At 34.1% G+C, this 18,167-nt stretch carries 29 protein-coding genes; 13 read left to right on the forward strand and 16 right to left on the reverse strand.

Annotated elements, in window-relative coordinates; translation table 11 throughout:
- Nucleotides 1-48 precede the first annotated feature (48 nt).
- Nucleotides 49-687 carry a hypothetical protein gene (locus HYY69_03310; protein MBI3032477.1) on the reverse strand — a complete coding sequence of 213 codons (639 nt, stop codon included), beginning with the start codon at nt 685-687 and terminating at the stop codon, nt 49-51.
- A 99-nt stretch (nt 688-786) separates the two neighbouring features.
- On the opposite strand from HYY69_03310, the gene HYY69_03315 reads away from it, so the two are divergent.
- The 6 genes from HYY69_03315 (at nt 787) to HYY69_03340 (ending at nt 5,977) form a co-directional block, all read left to right on the forward strand.
- The gene (locus HYY69_03315; GenBank protein ID MBI3032478.1) at nt 787-1,242 is read left to right on the forward strand and encodes a hypothetical protein; all 456 of its coding nucleotides are present in this window, start codon (nt 787-789) and stop codon (nt 1,240-1,242) included.
- Nucleotides 1,243-1,337: 95 nt separating this feature from the next.
- The gene (locus HYY69_03320) at nt 1,338-1,688 is read left to right on the forward strand and encodes a winged helix-turn-helix transcriptional regulator (GenBank protein ID MBI3032479.1); all 351 of its coding nucleotides are present in this window, start codon (nt 1,338-1,340) and stop codon (nt 1,686-1,688) included.
- Nucleotides 1,688-1,894 carry a heavy-metal-associated domain-containing protein gene (locus tag HYY69_03325; protein ID MBI3032480.1) on the forward strand — a complete coding sequence of 69 codons (207 nt, stop codon included), beginning with the start codon at nt 1,688-1,690 and terminating at the stop codon, nt 1,892-1,894. The genes HYY69_03320 and HYY69_03325 overlap by 1 nt, the downstream gene beginning before the upstream one ends.
- Before the next feature lie 22 nt (nt 1,895-1,916).
- Nucleotides 1,917-2,840 (forward strand): heavy metal translocating P-type ATPase, encoded by a 924-nt coding sequence (locus tag HYY69_03330; GenBank protein ID MBI3032481.1) that lies wholly within the window; start codon nt 1,917-1,919, stop codon nt 2,838-2,840.
- Nucleotide 2,841: 1 nt separating this feature from the next.
- Nucleotides 2,842-5,049 (forward strand): copper-translocating P-type ATPase, encoded by a 2,208-nt coding sequence (locus HYY69_03335; GenBank protein MBI3032482.1) that lies wholly within the window; start codon nt 2,842-2,844, stop codon nt 5,047-5,049.
- 37 nt (nt 5,050-5,086) lie between these two features.
- Entirely contained in the window at nt 5,087-5,977 is an 891-nt protein-coding gene (locus tag HYY69_03340) for a hypothetical protein (protein MBI3032483.1), read from the forward strand.
- Nucleotides 5,978-5,992: 15 nt separating this feature from the next.
- Here the strand turns inward: HYY69_03340 and HYY69_03345 are convergent, their stop codons facing one another.
- Nucleotides 5,993-7,060: an ABC transporter substrate-binding protein gene (locus HYY69_03345; GenBank protein ID MBI3032484.1), complete on the reverse strand. Its 1,068-nt coding sequence runs from the start codon at nt 7,058-7,060 to the stop codon at nt 5,993-5,995.
- Nucleotides 7,061-7,085: 25 nt separating this feature from the next.
- The gene (locus tag HYY69_03350; GenBank protein MBI3032485.1) at nt 7,086-7,475 is read right to left on the reverse strand and encodes a hypothetical protein; all 390 of its coding nucleotides are present in this window, start codon (nt 7,473-7,475) and stop codon (nt 7,086-7,088) included.
- A gap of 68 nt (nt 7,476-7,543) precedes the next feature.
- Between HYY69_03350 and HYY69_03355 the strand changes: the two genes are divergently transcribed.
- Both HYY69_03355 and HYY69_03360 read left to right on the forward strand, forming a co-directional pair.
- Complete coding sequence (locus HYY69_03355) at nt 7,544-7,924, forward strand: helix-turn-helix transcriptional regulator (protein MBI3032486.1); 381 nt, start codon at nt 7,544-7,546, stop codon at nt 7,922-7,924.
- Nucleotides 7,921-8,310 (forward strand): DoxX family protein, encoded by a 390-nt coding sequence (locus tag HYY69_03360; protein MBI3032487.1) that lies wholly within the window; start codon nt 7,921-7,923, stop codon nt 8,308-8,310. The genes HYY69_03355 and HYY69_03360 overlap by 4 nt, the downstream gene beginning before the upstream one ends.
- 639 nt (nt 8,311-8,949) lie before the next feature.
- On the opposite strand, the gene HYY69_03365 is transcribed toward HYY69_03360, so the two are convergent.
- The 8 genes from HYY69_03365 to HYY69_03400 form a co-directional block, all read right to left on the reverse strand.
- Nucleotides 8,950-9,399 carry a hypothetical protein gene (locus tag HYY69_03365; protein MBI3032488.1) on the reverse strand — a complete coding sequence of 150 codons (450 nt, stop codon included), beginning with the start codon at nt 9,397-9,399 and terminating at the stop codon, nt 8,950-8,952.
- On the reverse strand, nt 9,399-9,830 hold the full coding sequence (locus HYY69_03370) for a hypothetical protein (GenBank protein MBI3032489.1): 432 nt from the start codon (nt 9,828-9,830) through the stop codon (nt 9,399-9,401). Before HYY69_03370 ends, HYY69_03365 begins: the two co-directional genes overlap by 1 nt.
- A gap of 5 nt (nt 9,831-9,835) precedes the next feature.
- On the reverse strand, nt 9,836-10,288 hold the full coding sequence (locus HYY69_03375; GenBank protein ID MBI3032490.1) for a hypothetical protein: 453 nt from the start codon (nt 10,286-10,288) through the stop codon (nt 9,836-9,838).
- A 1-nt stretch (nt 10,289) separates the two neighbouring features.
- Nucleotides 10,290-10,826: a hypothetical protein gene (locus tag HYY69_03380; protein ID MBI3032491.1), complete on the reverse strand. Its 537-nt coding sequence runs from the start codon at nt 10,824-10,826 to the stop codon at nt 10,290-10,292.
- 97 nt (nt 10,827-10,923) lie between these two features.
- The gene (locus HYY69_03385; protein MBI3032492.1) at nt 10,924-11,193 is read right to left on the reverse strand and encodes a DUF2933 domain-containing protein; all 270 of its coding nucleotides are present in this window, start codon (nt 11,191-11,193) and stop codon (nt 10,924-10,926) included.
- A 13-nt stretch (nt 11,194-11,206) separates the two neighbouring features.
- A complete protein-coding gene (locus HYY69_03390; GenBank protein MBI3032493.1) occupies nt 11,207-11,626 on the reverse strand; it encodes a hypothetical protein in 420 nt (139 codons plus the stop codon).
- Nucleotides 11,627-11,669: 43 nt separating this feature from the next.
- Complete coding sequence (locus HYY69_03395) at nt 11,670-11,897, reverse strand: hypothetical protein (GenBank protein MBI3032494.1); 228 nt, start codon at nt 11,895-11,897, stop codon at nt 11,670-11,672.
- Between the two features lie 2 nt (nt 11,898-11,899).
- On the reverse strand, nt 11,900-12,631 hold the full coding sequence (locus HYY69_03400) for a hypothetical protein (GenBank protein MBI3032495.1): 732 nt from the start codon (nt 12,629-12,631) through the stop codon (nt 11,900-11,902).
- 250 nt (nt 12,632-12,881) lie between these two features.
- On the opposite strand from HYY69_03400, the gene HYY69_03405 reads away from it, so the two are divergent.
- From HYY69_03405 to HYY69_03425, 5 genes are all read left to right on the forward strand, one after another.
- Nucleotides 12,882-13,205: a hypothetical protein gene (locus HYY69_03405; protein ID MBI3032496.1), complete on the forward strand. Its 324-nt coding sequence runs from the start codon at nt 12,882-12,884 to the stop codon at nt 13,203-13,205.
- Between the two features lie 43 nt (nt 13,206-13,248).
- A complete protein-coding gene (locus tag HYY69_03410; protein MBI3032497.1) occupies nt 13,249-13,479 on the forward strand; it encodes an SHOCT domain-containing protein in 231 nt (76 codons plus the stop codon).
- A gap of 17 nt (nt 13,480-13,496) precedes the next feature.
- Nucleotides 13,497-13,910: a hypothetical protein gene (locus tag HYY69_03415; GenBank protein MBI3032498.1), complete on the forward strand. Its 414-nt coding sequence runs from the start codon at nt 13,497-13,499 to the stop codon at nt 13,908-13,910.
- A gap of 30 nt (nt 13,911-13,940) precedes the next feature.
- Complete coding sequence (locus HYY69_03420; protein MBI3032499.1) at nt 13,941-14,108, forward strand: hypothetical protein; 168 nt, start codon at nt 13,941-13,943, stop codon at nt 14,106-14,108.
- A gap of 215 nt (nt 14,109-14,323) precedes the next feature.
- Complete coding sequence (locus tag HYY69_03425; GenBank protein MBI3032500.1) at nt 14,324-14,839, forward strand: hypothetical protein; 516 nt, start codon at nt 14,324-14,326, stop codon at nt 14,837-14,839.
- 25 nt (nt 14,840-14,864) lie between these two features.
- On the opposite strand, the gene HYY69_03430 is transcribed toward HYY69_03425, so the two are convergent.
- Genes HYY69_03430 through HYY69_03450 form a run of 5 tightly spaced genes read right to left on the reverse strand, consistent with a single transcriptional unit; the run spans nt 14,865 to nt 18,045 of the window.
- The gene (locus tag HYY69_03430) at nt 14,865-15,440 is read right to left on the reverse strand and encodes a class I SAM-dependent methyltransferase (GenBank protein MBI3032501.1); all 576 of its coding nucleotides are present in this window, start codon (nt 15,438-15,440) and stop codon (nt 14,865-14,867) included.
- A gap of 17 nt (nt 15,441-15,457) precedes the next feature.
- Nucleotides 15,458-15,913, reverse strand: coding sequence for a cupredoxin domain-containing protein (locus HYY69_03435; GenBank protein ID MBI3032502.1), 456 nt, complete (start codon nt 15,911-15,913; stop codon nt 15,458-15,460).
- A gap of 38 nt (nt 15,914-15,951) precedes the next feature.
- The gene (locus HYY69_03440; GenBank protein ID MBI3032503.1) at nt 15,952-16,818 is read right to left on the reverse strand and encodes a DsbA family protein; all 867 of its coding nucleotides are present in this window, start codon (nt 16,816-16,818) and stop codon (nt 15,952-15,954) included.
- 36 nt (nt 16,819-16,854) lie between these two features.
- Complete coding sequence (locus tag HYY69_03445; GenBank protein ID MBI3032504.1) at nt 16,855-17,616, reverse strand: cytochrome c biogenesis protein CcdA; 762 nt, start codon at nt 17,614-17,616, stop codon at nt 16,855-16,857.
- A 27-nt stretch (nt 17,617-17,643) separates the two neighbouring features.
- Entirely contained in the window at nt 17,644-18,045 is a 402-nt protein-coding gene (locus tag HYY69_03450) for a cupredoxin domain-containing protein (GenBank protein MBI3032505.1), read from the reverse strand.
- Between the last annotated feature and the right edge of the window lie 122 nt (nt 18,046-18,167).

Consider the following 18,167-nt stretch of genomic DNA (forward strand, 5'->3'; position numbering starts at 1 on the left):
AATCAAGTACATGTACACCTTATTTTTTTTTTAAAAAATTCATAAAAACTACTCCAACTGTAATCTATAAACATCCATGAACAATTCAACAAAACGTGGCATTGCTCTGAAGGTTGGTTCTCGAAGATAATCTTGGAGGTTGCCATGACGTAAGGCTTGAACTAATGGAGGCAAGACATAATCAACATTTGGTGGATAAGAAAATCTTCCAAATCCTTGTTGAGAGGTTGGATACCAACTCAGGGCAATTGCTTGAGGTTGGTTAAAGTAAACCACTGAAATAACTCCATTATTATGAAGAAGAACATAAAGTAAATCTCTTCCACCCATGGTGTCATGTCGTTGCCCAGTAGGTAATCGCCCGGAAGAAGTTTCTGGTGTTGATGAATGTATAAGTACCACTGACTCGAGATTAGATTCTTGACCTTTTTGTACAAGGTCTAATGTAGTTGTACCAACTCTTACGGGTAATTCTTCAAAATTTCCTCCATGATCTTCGTGTACATAACGAAAATGTTCATAACGTCGTTGTTCAGGATGTGCAAATTGCTGTTTATAACGACCTGTTGAAAAAAGATCAATTTCAGCCGCTATCATAAACGCCTCAGGAACAAGACTTGTATTGTGGGGTGGTTTTACTACATCAGTTAATCTCCGCTTAGTTGCTTCAAAATATCGTTGATGCATTACCTGAAGAAATCAAGTTGCATTTTTAAATATTGGCAGTAGCAATTAACCTACTATAAAAAACAAAAACTATATATTACTTATATATAGATAATATATATGGAGGAAAACGAATCTCTCTGGACGACAATCTTTATTAGTTTAAGTACAGCTTTTATTTTTCTCTTAAGAGACATGCTTCCAGCACTAGTAAGGGAAATCTTTGTAGTAAAATTCTTTTTTGCGTTGTTGGGATTGTTTTTTATTATATACGCATTAGTTCTGATCGGTGATTATATCCTCAAGCTAAAAGCTTCAACAAAGAAAATCCTTATGATAAGTTTTTTAATATTTCTCTTGATATTAGTATTATTCTCGAGAAATACCAACTCATGTAACATACAAAGTGATACTACCCTCAAAGACTGTAGATGTTATGGCAAGGAATCATTACCTTACTTAGAAGATAATAAAACCATAACACTATGCAGAGGTTTAATAGGAGAATCAAACTGCTTTATAAAAAATCCTGTAACGGGAGAATTTGAATGGATAGCTTGTTCTTATATAGAATAAAGATAAAACTTGGTCAAAAACAACAATATTTATATATATGGTATCAATTACATATGTCATTAATAACATATCATAACAAGATGAGAACATAAAGAATGAAAACAGCTTTAAAACAGCCTTATCAACAATTTTTTGGGACATTAGCTAATCAAGTACGATTGGAACTAATTGAGTTACTCATCAGGGACAAAAGCAATGTTACTAATCTACAGCAAAAATTAAAATATGACCAATCTACTATCTCACATAGCTTGCGAAGATTAGAAGAATGCGGTTTTGTGACTGTTGAACAAAAAGGCAAAGAACGAATTTACTCAATAAATGCCAAAACAATAAAACCATTATTCATGTTAATGCAAACACATATAGATATGTATTGTAAACATGTCGTTGAAAAGAAAGCATTAAAACATATAGCGCAATTAGGGGTGACAGCATGTCATTAATGAAATTCCAGGTTGAAGGAATGCACTGTAAAAGCTGCAAGATGCTGGTGCAAGATTCTTTAGAAGAGCTTGGAGCTAATGTAGTCTCTATTGAAGTAGATGAAAAAAAGAAACAAGGCAGGATAATCGTCAATACTACGTTGGATCAACAAAAGATTATAGAAGCTATTGAAAAAGAAGGCAGCTATAAAGTAAAGAGGATATAAATGTATAACATCGGTGTAAGCTATGAAACAAAGAATATATTGCCCTGATATTACCTGTGAGAGTTGTGTAAAAGTCTTAACCAATGCATTCAGTAAATTACAGGGTATTGAAAATGTCATTATAAAAGATCGTTATATTGATGTAACCTTTGATGAAACATTAATAAAACTTGAAAATATTACGCAAACGATCAAAGACAAAGGTTATCGCGCAATTCTTGGCGAAGAAAAAAGAAAAACGATAACTGAGCGGGCAAAAGAATTTTTGAAGGATAAAAAGAAATATGAAGTAGAATATTTAATGTTAAAAAATATCAGCATTACCTTTGTACTTATGTTATTTATCGAAGGTATTGTTGTTTTTTACAAACATAAAACAAATACTGAATTCTTGACAACCTATGGAGTGTGGTTGTTGTATCTTGCAATATCTATAGCAACTTTAGGCGGAGCAATCTGGCATATTAAAGCATACAAAACACAATACACTTGTATGATTGGCATGATGATTGGCATGACTATTGGTATGCAATCTGGGCTACTGATTGGTTCTATTATTGGCGCAACAAATGGTTTTTTTATTGGCGCATTAACCGGAATGCTCCTTGGCGCAGGGATTGGAGCATATTGTGGAAAATGCTGCGGCATCATGGGATTAATGGAAGGGCTTATGGCTGGGGTTATGGGCGGCACTATGGGACCAATGATAAGTTTAATGATGTTTAATGATCATTTAGTGTGGTTTATGCCTTTTTTTATAGCATTAAACATGTTAGTTCTCTTTGGATTATCATATATGATTTATGAAGAGGCTGTTGAGGATAATGAAAATATTATTCGCCAGCCGATGCAATTAGGGGATTTTTTTATCAACTGCAGCATAGTCTTATTACTATTAACTGGCGTCATGCTCTATGCGCCGCCATCAGTATTTATAGGTGGATAACATGGAACAAGAAAAATCTGAAAAAATAAAGATGCATGTTAAAAAAGCAGAGTTTAGCATTCAAGGAATGACCTGCCAGAGTTGTGTCAGTGTTATTGAACGAGGATTAAAAAAACTAGAAGGCATACAAAATCCCGTAGTAAATCTTGCAACAGAAAAAGCCTCAGTTTACTTTGATCCAAACAAAATAACTGAACAACAAATAGCAGAAGCAATCTCTAAAAGAGGCTATAAAGCATCAGTAACGACTGGAAAAAGCAGCGCTGATACTGAAGCAAAAAAAAGGAAGGAAGAAATTAATCATTTAAAAAGTAAATTCTACTTCAGTTTACTCTTCACTATTCCTGCATTTATCATTGCTATGGTGTTGGGATGGTTTAATATCGAACTCCCTTATAAAGAATATATGCTATGGATTCTTGCAACGCCGGTGCAGTTTTTTTCAGGATGGGAATTTTATAAAGGAACATGGCAAGCTTTGAAAAACAAAAGCGCCAATATGGATACTCTTGTCGCAATCGGCACCAGTGCAGCCTATTTTTATAGTGTGTATGTTATTTTGTTTCTACCAGAACAAGGTCAATATTTTGAAATTGCCGCTATATTAATCACCTTCATTTTAATGGGAAAATTGCTTGAAGCTATAGCTAAAGGTAAAACTTCTGAGGCAATACGAAAATTAATGAGTTTATCACCGAAAATTGCAACGGTTATAAGAAATGGCAAAGAGATGAAAATTCCTGTTGATGAAGTTATTGTAGGAGATAGTATTCTCGTAAAACCAGGTGAAAAAATCCCTGTTGATGGGATCGTACTTGACGGTCATTCTGCGGTAAATGAAAGCATGATTACTGGCGAAAGCATTCCTGTTGAGAAGAAGAAAGGAGACCATGTCATTGGCGCAACCATGAATAAGACTGGAAGCTTCACTTTTAAAGCTGAAAAAGTTGGAGCTGATACGACACTCGCGCATATTGTTAAATTAATTGAAGAAGCGCAAACAAAAAAAGCCCCTATTCAGCGGTTTGCAGATATTATTTCCGCCTATTTTGTACCAAGTGTTATTGTGATTGCTTTTATCACCTTTTTCGCTTGGTATTTGGGAATAGAAAAGCAATTTTCTTTTGCGTTATTAACAGCTGTTGCGGTGTTAGTAATTGCTTGCCCTTGCACCCTTGGATTGGCAACACCAACAGCAATTATGATTGGCACTGGTATGGGTGCAAGAAAAGGTATTTTGATTAAAGGTGGAGGCGCGCTGGAAACTGCCCATAAAATAAAATTTGTTATTTTTGATAAGACTGGGACCATAACGAACGGAACGCCTGAAATTACCGATATTATAACTCTCAACAATAGCACTGAAAAAAAAGTTTTGGAAGATGCTGCTTCAATTGAAAAATTATCTGAACATCCTTTAGCTGAAGCAATAGTAAAAAAGGCAAAAGAGCAACATATGGCATTGAAAAAACCTAGTCATTTCAAAGCAATTCCAGGACATGGTGTTATGGCAAATATTGGTCAAGAGAAATATTATTTTGGCAACAATAAACTGATGAAAAAATTTAATATAAATTTCAATCAATATATTGATAGGCTTACTGGATTAGAAGATGAAGGAAAAACTGCAATGATTTTAGCAAAAGGCAAAAAAGTGATAGGCATTATTGCTGTCGCTGATACTATAAAAGAAACATCTCAGCATGCTGTTGCTGCTTTAGAAAGAATGAAGATAAAGGTATTTATGATTACTGGCGACAATGAAAGAACTGCCCAAGCAATAGCAAAACAAGCTGGTATAAGGAATGTGTTTGCTGAAGTTTTGCCTGAAGATAAAGCAAATTATGTAAAAAAACTTCAGAGAAAAGGAAAAGTTGCCATGGTTGGCGATGGCATTAACGATGCTCCAGCTATTGCGCAGGCAAATATTGGCATTGCCATGGGTTCTGGCACTGATGTAGCTATGGAAACAGGCAATATAGTGTTAATGAGGAATGATTTGCGCGATGTTGCACGAGCAATACGCTTAAGTAAATTGACTATGGCAAAAATAAAGCAAAATATGTTTTGGGCTTTTTTTTATAACACTGCAGGCATTCCCATTGCTGCGCTGGGATTATTAAATCCCATGATTGCCGGAGGCGCAATGGCATTAAGCAGCGTTTCAGTTGTCTCAAATTCATTGTTGTTAAGAATGAAAAGAATATAATAAAAAACAGATTATGGGTAAAACTAAGAGGTGAAAAATGAATAAAACAATAGTTACCATTCTTAGTCTTATAGTTGTCTTAGCCATTATAGTAACAATATTACTACAAAAAAACGATAATGATAGTGATGTAAATTTAAAGCAAGTAAATTCAATTTCCCATATTCATGGAATAGCTGTTGACAAGGAAGATAGCTCTAAATTATACATTGCAACACACCATGGATTATATGTACTAATAAATGACACGGGATTATATAAAATAGGAGAGAGTGAAGATGATTTTATGGGTTTTTCTCTTGATCCTAAGAATGCAAACGTATTTTACCGCAGTGGTCATCCTGAATCTGGAGGAAACTTAGGATTTCAAAGATCAGATGATCAAGGTCATACCTGGAAGAAGATTTCTGATGGAGTTAATGGTCCTGTTGATTTTCATGTGATGGTGGTTCATCCTGCAAATCCAAATAGTATCTCTGGATGGTATAATGGAGCACTTCAACAAAGTAATGACCAAGGAAAAGCATGGAATTTATTGAAAGCTAACCTTCCTTTGGTATTTGTGTTGGCAGGAGATCCCATAAACGAGAGTAGAATATATGCAGGCACTGTAGATGGGTTAATGGTTAGTGATGATAAAGGTTATTCGTGGGTATCAGCATCTGAGCAATTTCAAAACAACATGGTAGTTGCACTTGCAATCCATACAAAAGATCCAAATATTATGCTCTCTTTTTCAAAACTATTAGGGTTGGCAAAAAGTACTGATGGTGGTAAAACATGGAAAAAGAATTCGTTATTTGATAATGACATAGTATTACACATAACCTTTGATAGTAATAACCCTGGAATAGTGTATCTTGCTACAAAAGACAATAGTATTTATAAAAGTCTTGATACAGGAAATACCTGGAAGAAAATAAGATAAGAAATTGAATCTAAACTATTCTTTAACAAGTTGTTTATCTTGTATTTTTACCATCACCATGGGTAATAATGGTCTTCGAGAATTTCTAACATCAATATCCCCTGCTAAACCTTCAAAATTACTGAGATTAAGAATAGACTTAGGTAGATCACCCTTAAGATGACTTTGCCAGATCAGTTTGATAACATCATAACCAAATCCTGCTTCAGCATTTGCATCAGTTTTTGCAAATAAATTCTCGAAACGTTTATTTTGGTCAGTTCCTTCAATCATAAACAAAGGTGCTGCAGCATAAACACCTTCTAGTGTTGGAACAGTTTTATGCTGATTAGTTGCAACAGGAGTATCAGTAAAAACAATAATGCCTGAATATTGTTCTTTAAGTTCTTTAACAATGGTATCTGGTCGTAGGTCAAAAACATAGACTGCTTCTGGTTGTTGAGCAGCAAGTTTTGTAATAACAGTTTTATGATCAGTATCTGTTGGAAGATAATATTCTATTCCTGTAACGGTAATTCCTTGTTCACCAAATTTCTTCTGAGCAATGTCCATTAAAGCATGGCCTGCCTCAATATTTTGGCTGAGCAAACCAACTTTTGTTATATCACTTTTCTTAAAAAAATCAACTGCTATACTTGTTAAGGTATCAGGAGTCTGAAAATATTGATACACATTATTATACTGCTGAAAATCTGCATAGGTTAAAGAAGTAACAACAGGAATATTTTCTTCCGCAGCAAGAGGAATAATTGCTGCTGATGCTCCTGACATTGTCGTAAAAATAACATCTGGTTTTGAAGCAACAAGAGCATGATAAGCGGTTAATGCTTCTTTTGGGTCATTTTTATTATCTTCAACAACAAGCTTGATTTTTGCTCCTTGATTAGCAAGTTCTTCAACTGCTTTCTCTGCGCCAAGAATAACATGAGTGCCGTGAACAGCAGCTGGTCCTGTTAAAGTGGCTAAAATACCTATGGTAAATTCCTTGCCTTGATCTTTAAGATTCTTATCACTTTCTTGTTTACTACAACTCACAACGACAAAGAACATAATTAATAACAAAAATACCATTGTCTTTTTCATAATAACGCCCCCTCAATGATTATCTTTACTTTTTAAATAATTCCTTTAAGCTACGAGGAAATCCTTGTATTATTAATAAAGCTAATGGTGCTGCCCAATTTGCTGATCTTTCGACAAAATCCCAAATAGGTTCACCAGCAATTGGTCTGATAAGTGCAGTAGCAAATCCCCAAATAGTTGCCCAAAGAAGCACTATTTTCAATGGTTTAAACAATGCAAAGAGTGCTACGCAAATATCAGTTATACCTATCAAAAACAGCAACGTCGTTGCTGTTTGTTCTGAAAAACCAACAATAGTAAGATAAGGTATCCAGCTTTTCTTGATCATCAGAGCAAAAACACCATGCCCAAGAAAACTGCCAAAAATACCGATTCTTAATACAAGTTCAGACTTTGAAATAGAATTGAGTTTCATAAACCAACACCTCATTACAGGCAGTTTAATGGAAAATATTTAAATAGTAGGTATCTTAAAGGATACTTATGCAATGTCTTCCATTTACTTTGACTAAATTATTAGGAAAGAAATGGAATATTCTCATATTACAAATACTCAACGAAGAAAATATAACCTCATTTAATCAACTAAGAAAGCAACTTAAAAATATAACGGGTAAAATTCTCTCTGCGAGATTATATGAATTAGAAAAAATAAAATTAATTTTAAAAACAAACAAAGAAGATGATAAACGAAAAAAATACTTTATTACACAAGAAGGAAAAGAACTTCTTAATTTATTTGACAATATGAAATCATGGGCGGCAGAACATCGCTACGTACCTGAAACCTGTTTACAAACAAAATGTAAGGATTGTAAGTATAATTGTACACTACTACCATTGTCAAAAGGTATATCGGCATGATCAATACAGAAAAATGGAAAGAATATGCTCCTTGTTTAGTAAGAATAGGTGTTTCATTAGTATTTCTCTGGTTTGGATTAAACCAAGTATTTGATCCTTCATCATTTTTAGGTTATCTACCAGACTTTGCAACTACACTACCATTACCGCCACTTGTATTAATTATGATTAATGGCATATTTGAGATAATATTAGCCGTGTTATTAGTACTTGGTTTATGCACAAGAATCGCTGCTTTATTATTAGCACTCCATCTTGTAGGCATCATCATAAGTCTCGGCTATAATGAAATAGCTGTTCGAGATTTCGGATTAATGCTTGCAACACTGAGCGTATGTTTATCAGGAAATGATAATTTATGTTTGGTACATACATTAAGAAGATGAGCGAAACAACACCTTTTGAAAAGTTGCTTAATTCTGCTATCAATGTTTGTTTTATTTTAGTTGTTTCACTTCCTCTGGTTTTTACTTCTGAAATTTCGATTATCATGAAAAAAATAATAGTGATAATCCTATTTTTAATTTACAAGATAATTATCATAATTTTTAATAACAATATTTCTATCGGGATGATGATAACAAAAACAAGATGGAAAGAACAATATTCGCTAAAAAACAAAATTATACATGCTATTCTCTACACGTTAAGCTTCAGCACACTCTTATTTTGGATATTTTTTCCCTTCGACCTTTTTTTAATCAATATCGTACTATTGCAAATACCTACGCTATATTTAAAAGGAACAACCTTCCATGGTTATTTTAGTGGAAACATGAGGACAATAAAATGAAAAACATCGCTAAAGTTCAATGCCCCCCAGCAAAATAAGTCTCATGAAAAATTATACCCTCTCTAATCTCACTGCTCCTAAACTTTCTCCATACATTAATTTATAATCTATTATCCTCATAGGTATTCTATCTATAAATCCAAATAATCCTCCTTCTTCAATCCATTGTAAATACTGTTGATAATGTCTTATACCTTAGATAAAAAATAATATTCATCCACAATCATCTTGTTTACCATTGATAAACCCTTCTCTGCTCTTGAGGAATTCCTTCAATAGTGATAGTGAATGACTTCAATGCTTCTCCCGCATTAAAAACAAGAATGCCATTAGCATGATGTCCTGACAATGCTGGAGCCTCTACTGGTTTCATGGATTTTCCATCAAATGTCAAGCTTATAATTTGTTTCAAATCGAATTGGCTTAAATCAACGGAATGAGTATTTGCTGCCAGATCTACCAATAATTTTCCTTGTTCGATTTTTGTAGGTGTTAAATCAATAGCAACATTACCATCATCTGTATTACCTGTCGAAATAGTTGATAAACTCAGCGCTGATGAAATTGATGTGTTCGGCAAGTTCTCTGGAGTAAACAAAAAATTATAAACAAAAATCCCTAAGATTATAACACCAAATAAAACTATTCCATACATGAGATATTCATTCTTCGACAAAACCATTACCATCGCCTCCGACTTTGTTGTGGATTATATTTTTCATATTTCTCTTTAATAAATAAAATAATACTGATCAGGATAACGGCTCCACCTAACAACCAAAATAATTTTATAAATTTTTGTAAAGATGGAAAAGGAATTCCTGCGATTAACAATCCGCTATTAAACAATATTAATTTTAAAGAGATGCATTTTTTAGCAACATAAAAATAAACTGTTAACAATAACAGCACGAGAGCAATGCTCCAAATCACAACAGCATATTTCGTCAGGAATGCTAATGGCATACCAACTATAGTAATTCCTATTACACTTAATAAACCAACTAATACCAAACATACATTATGACAAACCTGCCATGATGCCAAAATACTTGCTGCGCCTGAAACAGTACCGGTTTTCGCTATAATTTTTTCTTTGATATTTTTAATCATTTATTTCACCAATTTCTACAGCACTGTGCAATCTTTTTTACAAGGTTTTTTAAAGAAGTATTATGCCTGAAAAAATACAGTAAGATAAAAATAATCCATAAACTAAATATTATGGTAAATTCAAAAACAAAATTATAAGGAAAACTAATAAGAATATATGCAACTACTAACAATGTAAGAAGAAATGGCAATCGAAAAACGTGAAATCTCTCAGCAACTTTTTTCTCGATAAAATAATAAATTCCCACGGTGCTCTGCCCTAACAATAAAGCAATAATTACTTTATTAGTAAATAAACCGCTGTTTAACAAGAGTAATAACAAAAACCATGTTAATGAAACAGCTCCACAAATAACACAAAATGATTTCTGCATTGATTTTGGAAGGAATTGTTTAAGTATTAACAAAAGAATAAAAAATCCAACAATAATTAATAATTCATAAAATATGCCGTCCATACTACATCCCTAGTTGTACAAGAACGCCCACCAGTAATAACATACTGAATGTTAACAGAACTCCTTGGTATGGTATCATCTTTCCTGACCTTAAGTTGGTGAGTTTTTTACTTAACCAAGGTCCAAGTACGACAATAAGACCCCCTAACAGACTGCCAATAACAAACAGATTAAAAAGATAGGTTTTATTCAACCATGTTCCATAATCACCATACAACGAAATAAACAAAGGATAATTACTTTTCAACAGAGGAATTAAAGGAATAATAGTGCTCAAATAAGAGAAAGCTATAATGACTAATGATTGAAGTGGAAAGTATTGTTTTTTGATGAGTTTAGCTATCCAGTAGCCAAGAGACATAGCAAATGCACCAATAAATAATCCAATAACAACATGATTAACTCCCATCCATGCTGCTCCGCCAGCTACCGCAGCAGCGCCAATAGTACAAAGAGGGCAATGCGCTGAAACAAATGGCATTTGAGTAAATGCTCCAGCTATTGAAGCAAACGGCAACAAAATAAGTTTTCTATTCATGTAAACCACCCAGGATGCATGACATAGAGCATGACTGTAGTAAATACAACAAATACAACTATGACTATCTTCTCCCTATGCTGCTGATAAAAGTTTTTTAATGGCATGATGATCCACCTTCTTTATGTTCTGTATGAGTGTTGCTTGAATCTTTTTCATCTTTAGTTTCTTTACCTTTGTGCATTTCTTTCATCATCCAGATATGCATTAAGGGACAAAGAAGCAAAAACACCAACACCAGATAACTCTGCTTGAAACCGGACGAAAAACCTACCATGATCCATATGATAATTGGTATAATACAGACAAGCATCAATATCTTATGATGATGTTTTTTCAATGCTTCAATAAACGCAGCTTTGTTCATCAGAGAGCACCATCTAAATTCTCATAAACTCAGTAACGCTGCCATCTTTCTGTACTGCATAAACAACAAAATCACCTTGCTTATTCCCTGGCATTCCTGGACTTCCCGACGGCATGCCGGGCATTCCAATCCCTTTAATCTCAGGCTTTTCTGTTAAAAGTTTAGTAATTGCTTCCTGCGGCATATGGCCTTCGATAAAATAATTATCAATAACTGTTGTATGGCAACTCTCAACTTCTGAAGGAATGCCATACTTTTCTTTGATAGGATTAATATCCTGCATTTCAACAAGTTTAACTGGAGCATCAAATTTATTATTCAAATACTGATTATACAACCCACAGCATCCACACATAGGTGTTTTATACATAGTTATTTCCTTTATTTGTGATGGCAGCTGAGTAGATTTTGAGCAACTGGTTACTACAACCATCAGTAATAATAAAAAAGTAAAAAAAACAATTATTTTTTTCATGTTAACAACCTCCAACCATAGTTGGCGCAGCAGCAGGTTTTGAAGCAGGAGCTCCAGAGCTTGCAAGAGGTGTGGATAACAAGCTTACTCCGGAACTTGCTCCATTTTCAACAACATTATCCAATGCCGCAATCTGAAATGCCTGGCCTAATGAAAACAAAAATAAAAAGATCATTAAACCAATCATTAGATACTGACTGCCTAATTCTTTTTTACAACAACTATCCATAATCAACAACCTCCGACCATTCCTGATCCGCTGCCAGTACTGGCACCTTTCTCAGCACCTCTGTATTTATTACTGGCAAGATTAATATAATTCAAAGCAATTCCTTTTTGCTGTAAAACCTGTGCTTTTTGTTGTAATATACCGGGGAAAAACAACGTTTTCCATTTTCCAGCTTCTTCCAGAAGCTGGTCATCAGTATATTCCTTACCATGTTTTGTGATTAAATACTTCGTTAATCCACGCATAGCATAACTATGTGCGCATCCACATGCTGGCTCACCATTTTCAAAAATCACTGATCGCGCACCACAACAGTATTCACAGGCAATGCCATTTTCTTTTTTGTACAATACATTAATATAACGTTCTTTATCAGCTCCTGTTAAGGTAATGGTATTATCTAGATCACCAAGTTTTTGTATAACCTCATTTGCCTTTTGTTGATTAGAAGAACTAACATCATCAAAGCTTACCCCTAATTCCTTGCCATAAATAGCTGGTACACCTTTTGGAATTATATCGGGTAAAGGACTTTGAGCAGTTGGTTGAGATTGCTGCAATTCCGCACCTCCACCTTGCGCAGTTTTTCCACCCCCAGCTACAGCCAGAGATGCTAGCGTAGAAACCTTACCTTGAAATGCTTTTAATTGAAACGCGTTAAACGTCACCACTAATAGTGTTGCTATCAGCAAGACCGCCATAACCTTATTAGGATTTTTTTTCATCCATTCCATGATTTCACCTTAATCCAATTTGATTATTGTTCACATCATTGTTTATTGTTTGCATCACTATGAAACAATTGATGTTACAAGTTAGTTTCCTGAAACACCTTATTTAAATAACGGTGAAACTAGTTTCACCTAGAAAATCACGTTGTTTGCTTTCTTTGTGCAACTACCCTATTATCGTATCTTGTTTCAGTAAAATAGTTATCTTGTTTCAGTCTATGATACTATGGTCAGCAATGATCGGAGAATGTATATGAACAAAAAAACAATATATGGATTGAGCATAGGATTAGTTGTGGTTGTATTGATTAGCACTGCGGTATCTGCTCATGGAATATATGATGGGAACGAGATAGGCGGTAGTCAGGATACAATGTCATCGTATATGAGAAACATGTATGGATCAAACACTAATTCAATAAGCATGGGGAATATGATGAACATTCCTATCCAGCAGATGATGAATAATATGAATTATAATAACAATGATAAGCTTAAATGGTATCAACCACAACAGTATATTACAACGAAGATCAAACAAGGAACAAATAGTAATACGAGAATGGCATGCCATTAACTATTAATATAACTAGTGATACTAACAGAATAAGGTGGTTACGATGATGCACTATAGTTCAGGTTTATTTGGTCACATGGGCAGTTGGTGGTTGTTTCAGATACTTATTTTAGCCTTGTTTTTCATTGTTATTTGGTGGCTGATAAAAAACAGCAGTATCTTTGGATTAAAATGCAGTGATAATGATTCAGCAGATGAAATCTTGAAAAAAAGATTGGCAAAAGGAGAAATAACATCAAAACAATATCAACAATTAAAAAAAGAACTTGAATAAGTAAACAGGAAACAACTATGGAAATAGATAACAAACGACTAATTACTGCTTTAAGTTTAGTGTTTATATTAGGAATACTCTTTGCCATAGTTAATGGTGTTTACACCAGTGACACCAATCAGCAGCTTCCCATAATAGTGTATGTGATCTCTTTTATTTCATTGCTTATTGGAGCAACAGTCGTTATTATGTTTCAAATGAAATTAACGAAAATGCAATTAGAAAACATCTTAAAAATATTGCCAAGAGAAGAACGGCTTATCATTAAAATTCTTCTTGACAATAACAAAAATCTCGAGCAAAACAAAATAGTTGCATTATCAGGATTTTCTAAAGTGCAGGTATCACGAACAATACAAAAATTAGTCGAAAGAGGAGTAGTTGAGAAAAAAATATTAGGTAATACTAATCTACTAATATTAAAGATATAATCAAAGATATAATTAAGAATCGGTGATATTATGGATGAAAAATGTCAATGTAAAGGATGTATGGAGCTTAAAACTATGTGCGCACCTTGTTTAGAGAAACATGCCTATCTGCCTGGAAAAGCATCATGTCAGTGCCATGAATGTCTAGCTATCAAAGGTGTTTGTACGATATGTGTCAGAAAGCATGTTTACCACTGAATATATAGTTAAAGTCGGTACGTAATAAGTCTGGGGTTTTAGCGCCTACTCTTGTGAAGCTCTTCTTAAATTCGCTTTGGGGATTTTTCGGAGTGCCAGAGAGAAAAATCCAATCGAAATAATATGTTTGAGCTGAACTGGGGCTAAAACCATAGAAGACTTATTACGTACTAAAGTCGATAAGATTTAAATACTATTTGAGGTTGCGTGTAGTTATGGAGTTCAATTATAGAAATGTAGGTTCAATATTAATTATCTCTTCGCTTATTATTATCGCTATTCTCATTTCAGTAAAACTTGATATTGACCAGAAAGATGTTTTTCTTTGTGAAGCAGTTGATGCCAATACTGATCTTAGCATGGAACAATGCCCTGCCCATACAAGCAATGCATCGTGGTACTTGTTATTTGCTTTTGGTGTTACTGTACTCATTTTAGGAACTGGTGCCTATTTGTTTTTTAAGACTCCCTCATCAGAAAATGAACGTAGAGATAGAAAAGTTACTACGAACGATAATTTCAAACCTATTGATATTTCAACCTTAGATGAAGATGAGAAAAAAGTGTATGAATTTATCAACGGGAAACAAGGTTCTGCTTATCAAAGTGATATGATTAAAGAATTTGGCTACAGCAAAGTAAAAATTACTCGAATTCTCGATAAAATGGAACAAAAGCAGCTTCTTGAACGAAAACGTAGAGGTATGACCAACCTGATTGTTCTTAAATAAATGCTGTTATTAATGACTATTGTTGCTATCGCTTACGTGCAATGATCATAAACACTTTTTTACGCTGTATTTTTTCAATAGTAAACCCCATTTGTTCTAATTCATGACAATATTCATCAGTAGTGAACAATCCTTCAACATAGCCACTAACATGGAGGAGTTTATTAAAAGCAATATTACCTATATCCATAGATACAAAAACGCCGTCTTTTTTCAAAACTCTAAAAGTTTCTTGTAAAACTTTTTTCCATCCAGCTATGTGATGGCAAGCCATTAACTGCACAACAGTATCAAAACTATTACCTTGATAAGAAAGCTTGGTTGCATCACCTTGCACAAAAGTAATATCCTCACGTTTCCTCTTTTTTGTTAAATCAATTTGTTGTTGGTCATAATCTAGAGAAACTAACTCTTTCACCACAAAATTATCTTTAAGAAAAGCAGACGTATAGCCAACACCGCAGCCAATTTCCAGTGTTTTTCCCGTAATGAACTCTTTACCTACAAAATTCTTCAACCTTTTTAAAACAAAATAAGAATAAAGCAAGTTGTATAACTTGCTATTAACAAAAAACTTTTCAGTCCATTTCATCTCAGCCATGATAACACCAATTCAAGCTATTCTTCAACTACAAGTTCGCCTTTCATTTCTTTATGACCTTTGCCGCAAGGTACATTGCAATAGTATGTAAATGTTCCTGCTTGGTCTGCAACAAACTCGATTGTTTGCTCAGATCCTTCACCTATTGGTCCAGCATTAACATCAAATTCTGGCAGCGCAAATCCATGTGTTCCTGAAACACCAACTAATTTTAGTTTCACGGTATCACCTTTCTTGATTTTAACTGGATCAACAGTAAAACCCCAGTTGTATGCTTGAACTGTTAATTCTTTAACCTGGCTTTTTGAAGCAGAGTCCTCAGTTGTAGTAACCGTAGCTACTTCAGGAGCTGGTATTTTCGCTTCTTCTTCTGATATTGTTGGTGGTTGCTGTTCTTCTTTTCCCTTACAACCTATTAAAAAAACAAAAATAATAAAACAAAAAAATACTGTCCACAAAGTTTTGACCTTCATTTCATTCACCTCATTGAGTGATCTATTTGCTGACGGAGTTATTGTTTTAATGCAGCTTCAATAACTTGTTCAAAAGCGCTAAATGGCTGCGCTCCTGAAACCAGCTGGCCATTAACTACAAACCCCGGTGTGCCTCTGATTCCAACTGCGGCGCCATCTTGCAGATCTTTCTCAATTTCACCTGCCATTTTTCCTGTGTCTAAACAGTCGTCAAACTTTTTGGTGTCTAAACCAAGGTCTTTTGCATATTGCTTAAATGAAGATACTCCGCCACTGACTCCTTTTTCAAATAATTTATCATGCATTTCCCAATATTTATTTTGCTCTCCTGCGCATTCAGCTGCTTCTGCTGCTTTTTGTGCTTGAGCATGAAACTCAAGAGGGAAATCCCTATAAACTAATTTTACTTTGCCAGTTTTAATATATTTTTCATTAATTGAAGGAAGTGTTTGTTGATAAAATCTTCCGCAAAATGGACATTCAAAATCACTCCATTCTACAATAGTTACTGGAGCATTTTTATCTCCTTTAACTGCATCATCATCCATCAATACTTTCATATCTTTATTTACGGTTGGTGCTGCAGGTGTTGGAGAAGGTGCTGCAACAACAGTATCTCCAGAATCTTGAGCTGCATTTCCCGTTACCCCTGATAAACTCTTAGCTAAAGAACCAACCTGAATCACCAGAATTAATAACAAAAATGCTTGGAAGGCAAGCAAATACATAGTAAAATCTTGTTTACCTTGTTTTGGTTCTTGACAACAACTTCCTTTTTCTTCTTTCATACTCACACCACCTTGTTTTTTCACCATTATTAATGGTTTTTTATGTTTTTTCACTTCAACGACAGGAGCTTTTTGAGGCTGCTGGGCTGAAGCAACTGTTTGTTCTGTTTCTTTCATCTATGCCACCTCATAACCATTCACTCATCATTATAATTATATACTTAGGTTAAACAAAGTAACAAGCTTATCTTCGAGACTAAAAATCCAATTAGTAAATATTTGGGGAAACAAATTAATAATACCTACAGTAACATTAATCAGCAAAAAAATACCTAATAAGATAAATAATATTCCTGTTGCTAGAGTTGTGGTATGAAAAGTATATTCCTTGCCAAGCAAGGTGAGTTTGATAAGCCTGCCTTGGAGTAATTTCCAGAATTTGCTCTCTGGAGATAACCTATCAAAATAAAGCGATAATAAAAACAGAGGAAATAGCAGTCCTAAACTATAAACAAATAACAATAATCCTCCCCCTACTATGGTTTCTGTCTGAGCTGCTAGGACCAGCATGAATCCTAACACTGGTCCAATGCATCCACTCCAGGTAAGACCAATTAAACTGCCAAAGCCAAAAGAAGCATATCTTTTCTTTGCTGGATTGTTTGAAAGAAGAGGTAATTTATAACCCAATCCGATAATAACTCCAAATATAATAAACAATGCAGAAAATACATAGACTATCTCTCGCTTATAGCCGAGTACTACTTTACCTAAACTTCCTGCAGTTATTCCAAGCAAGGTAAAAATAATTGCTAATCCCAACCCAAAATAGATGGTATCTCGAGTAATATTGCGTTGTTGTGCATTTGTTGCATACGCAAAATATGCTGGTAAAATAGGTAACGTGCAAGGAGCAAGAAATGTAAGTACTCCTGAAATAAATGCCGCTAATAAAAAAACAATAAGTGATGTCATAAGTATCCTTCAATTATTTATCAATATTCAAATAACTTTAATAATCCCTTTATACATACCCATACTACAGCTAAATGGAAATCTACCTTTTTTTTGAGGAACAAACCTAACTTCTTTATTCTTCGCAAGATTTCCTGCTAAACCAAGTTCCTGTTGTATAGGATATAAAGAGCAACCCCCTAAACTACCATCATTTTTTAAAACAACTGTTTTTCCTGCCTGTACTACAATCTCTTTAGGTTTGTAATTACCTGCATTATCGAGACCTAAGAGGACAATTTGTTCATCTCCTGAAGATGTTGGAGAGACCGTACTTGGATCAGATGATGGTATGTTAGTAGATCCTCCTGTTCCTGTTTTGTTAACTAAGACCATGACTAAAACTAAAATTACTAATGCACCTAAACCAATATATGTTTTGCTCACCATAATCACCACCTTAAGTATGCTTTTTTATGTTACTATAATAAAAATATTTATAATAACATTCATAATCACAATCTTGTTTCACTAGTTGAAACAATATATAAATGCTTTTGTAACACATGATA

It is taken from the genome of Candidatus Woesearchaeota archaeon (genome assembly GCA_016192995.1).
In the GTDB taxonomy this organism is placed as follows: Archaea; Nanobdellota; Nanobdellia; order Woesearchaeales; family DSVV01; genus JACPTB01.

Excerpts from the sequence above, each read along its gene's own strand:
- HYY69_03360 (MBI3032487.1), top strand. The coding sequence starts at position 7,921 with ATGATCAATACAGAAAAATGGAAAGAATATGCTCCTTGTTTAGTAAGA.
- HYY69_03350 (MBI3032485.1), bottom strand. The coding sequence starts at position 7,475 with ATGAAACTCAATTCTATTTCAAAGTCTGAACTTGTATTAAGAATCGGT.
- HYY69_03450 (MBI3032505.1), bottom strand. The coding sequence starts at position 18,045 with ATGGTGAGCAAAACATATATTGGTTTAGGTGCATTAGTAATTTTAGTT.
- HYY69_03390 (MBI3032493.1), bottom strand. The coding sequence starts at position 11,626 with ATGGTTGTAGTAACCAGTTGCTCAAAATCTACTCAGCTGCCATCACAA.
- HYY69_03335 (MBI3032482.1), top strand. The coding sequence starts at position 2,842 with ATGGAACAAGAAAAATCTGAAAAAATAAAGATGCATGTTAAAAAAGCA.
- HYY69_03310 (MBI3032477.1), bottom strand. The coding sequence starts at position 687 with ATGCATCAACGATATTTTGAAGCAACTAAGCGGAGATTAACTGATGTA.
- HYY69_03420 (MBI3032499.1), top strand. The coding sequence starts at position 13,941 with ATGGATGAAAAATGTCAATGTAAAGGATGTATGGAGCTTAAAACTATG.
- HYY69_03315 (MBI3032478.1), top strand. The coding sequence starts at position 787 with ATGGAGGAAAACGAATCTCTCTGGACGACAATCTTTATTAGTTTAAGT.
- HYY69_03405 (MBI3032496.1), top strand. The coding sequence starts at position 12,882 with ATGAACAAAAAAACAATATATGGATTGAGCATAGGATTAGTTGTGGTT.
- HYY69_03435 (MBI3032502.1), bottom strand. The coding sequence starts at position 15,913 with ATGAAGGTCAAAACTTTGTGGACAGTATTTTTTTGTTTTATTATTTTT.
- HYY69_03415 (MBI3032498.1), top strand. The coding sequence starts at position 13,497 with ATGGAAATAGATAACAAACGACTAATTACTGCTTTAAGTTTAGTGTTT.
- HYY69_03445 (MBI3032504.1), bottom strand. The coding sequence starts at position 17,616 with ATGACATCACTTATTGTTTTTTTATTAGCGGCATTTATTTCAGGAGTA.
- HYY69_03340 (MBI3032483.1), top strand. The coding sequence starts at position 5,087 with ATGAATAAAACAATAGTTACCATTCTTAGTCTTATAGTTGTCTTAGCC.
- HYY69_03375 (MBI3032490.1), bottom strand. The coding sequence starts at position 10,288 with ATGGACGGCATATTTTATGAATTATTAATTATTGTTGGATTTTTTATT.
- HYY69_03400 (MBI3032495.1), bottom strand. The coding sequence starts at position 12,631 with ATGGAATGGATGAAAAAAAATCCTAATAAGGTTATGGCGGTCTTGCTG.
- HYY69_03320 (MBI3032479.1), top strand. The coding sequence starts at position 1,338 with ATGAAAACAGCTTTAAAACAGCCTTATCAACAATTTTTTGGGACATTA.
- HYY69_03370 (MBI3032489.1), bottom strand. The coding sequence starts at position 9,830 with ATGATTAAAAATATCAAAGAAAAAATTATAGCGAAAACCGGTACTGTT.
- HYY69_03365 (MBI3032488.1), bottom strand. The coding sequence starts at position 9,399 with ATGGTTTTGTCGAAGAATGAATATCTCATGTATGGAATAGTTTTATTT.
- HYY69_03425 (MBI3032500.1), top strand. The coding sequence starts at position 14,324 with ATGGAGTTCAATTATAGAAATGTAGGTTCAATATTAATTATCTCTTCG.
- HYY69_03430 (MBI3032501.1), bottom strand. The coding sequence starts at position 15,440 with ATGGCTGAGATGAAATGGACTGAAAAGTTTTTTGTTAATAGCAAGTTA.
- HYY69_03355 (MBI3032486.1), top strand. The coding sequence starts at position 7,544 with ATGCAATGTCTTCCATTTACTTTGACTAAATTATTAGGAAAGAAATGG.
- HYY69_03395 (MBI3032494.1), bottom strand. The coding sequence starts at position 11,897 with ATGGATAGTTGTTGTAAAAAAGAATTAGGCAGTCAGTATCTAATGATT.
- HYY69_03440 (MBI3032503.1), bottom strand. The coding sequence starts at position 16,818 with ATGAAAGAAACAGAACAAACAGTTGCTTCAGCCCAGCAGCCTCAAAAA.
- HYY69_03385 (MBI3032492.1), bottom strand. The coding sequence starts at position 11,193 with ATGAACAAAGCTGCGTTTATTGAAGCATTGAAAAAACATCATCATAAG.
- HYY69_03330 (MBI3032481.1), top strand. The coding sequence starts at position 1,917 with ATGAAACAAAGAATATATTGCCCTGATATTACCTGTGAGAGTTGTGTA.
- HYY69_03380 (MBI3032491.1), bottom strand. The coding sequence starts at position 10,826 with ATGAATAGAAAACTTATTTTGTTGCCGTTTGCTTCAATAGCTGGAGCA.
- HYY69_03345 (MBI3032484.1), bottom strand. The coding sequence starts at position 7,060 with ATGAAAAAGACAATGGTATTTTTGTTATTAATTATGTTCTTTGTCGTT.
- HYY69_03325 (MBI3032480.1), top strand. The coding sequence starts at position 1,688 with ATGAAATTCCAGGTTGAAGGAATGCACTGTAAAAGCTGCAAGATGCTG.
- HYY69_03410 (MBI3032497.1), top strand. The coding sequence starts at position 13,249 with ATGATGCACTATAGTTCAGGTTTATTTGGTCACATGGGCAGTTGGTGG.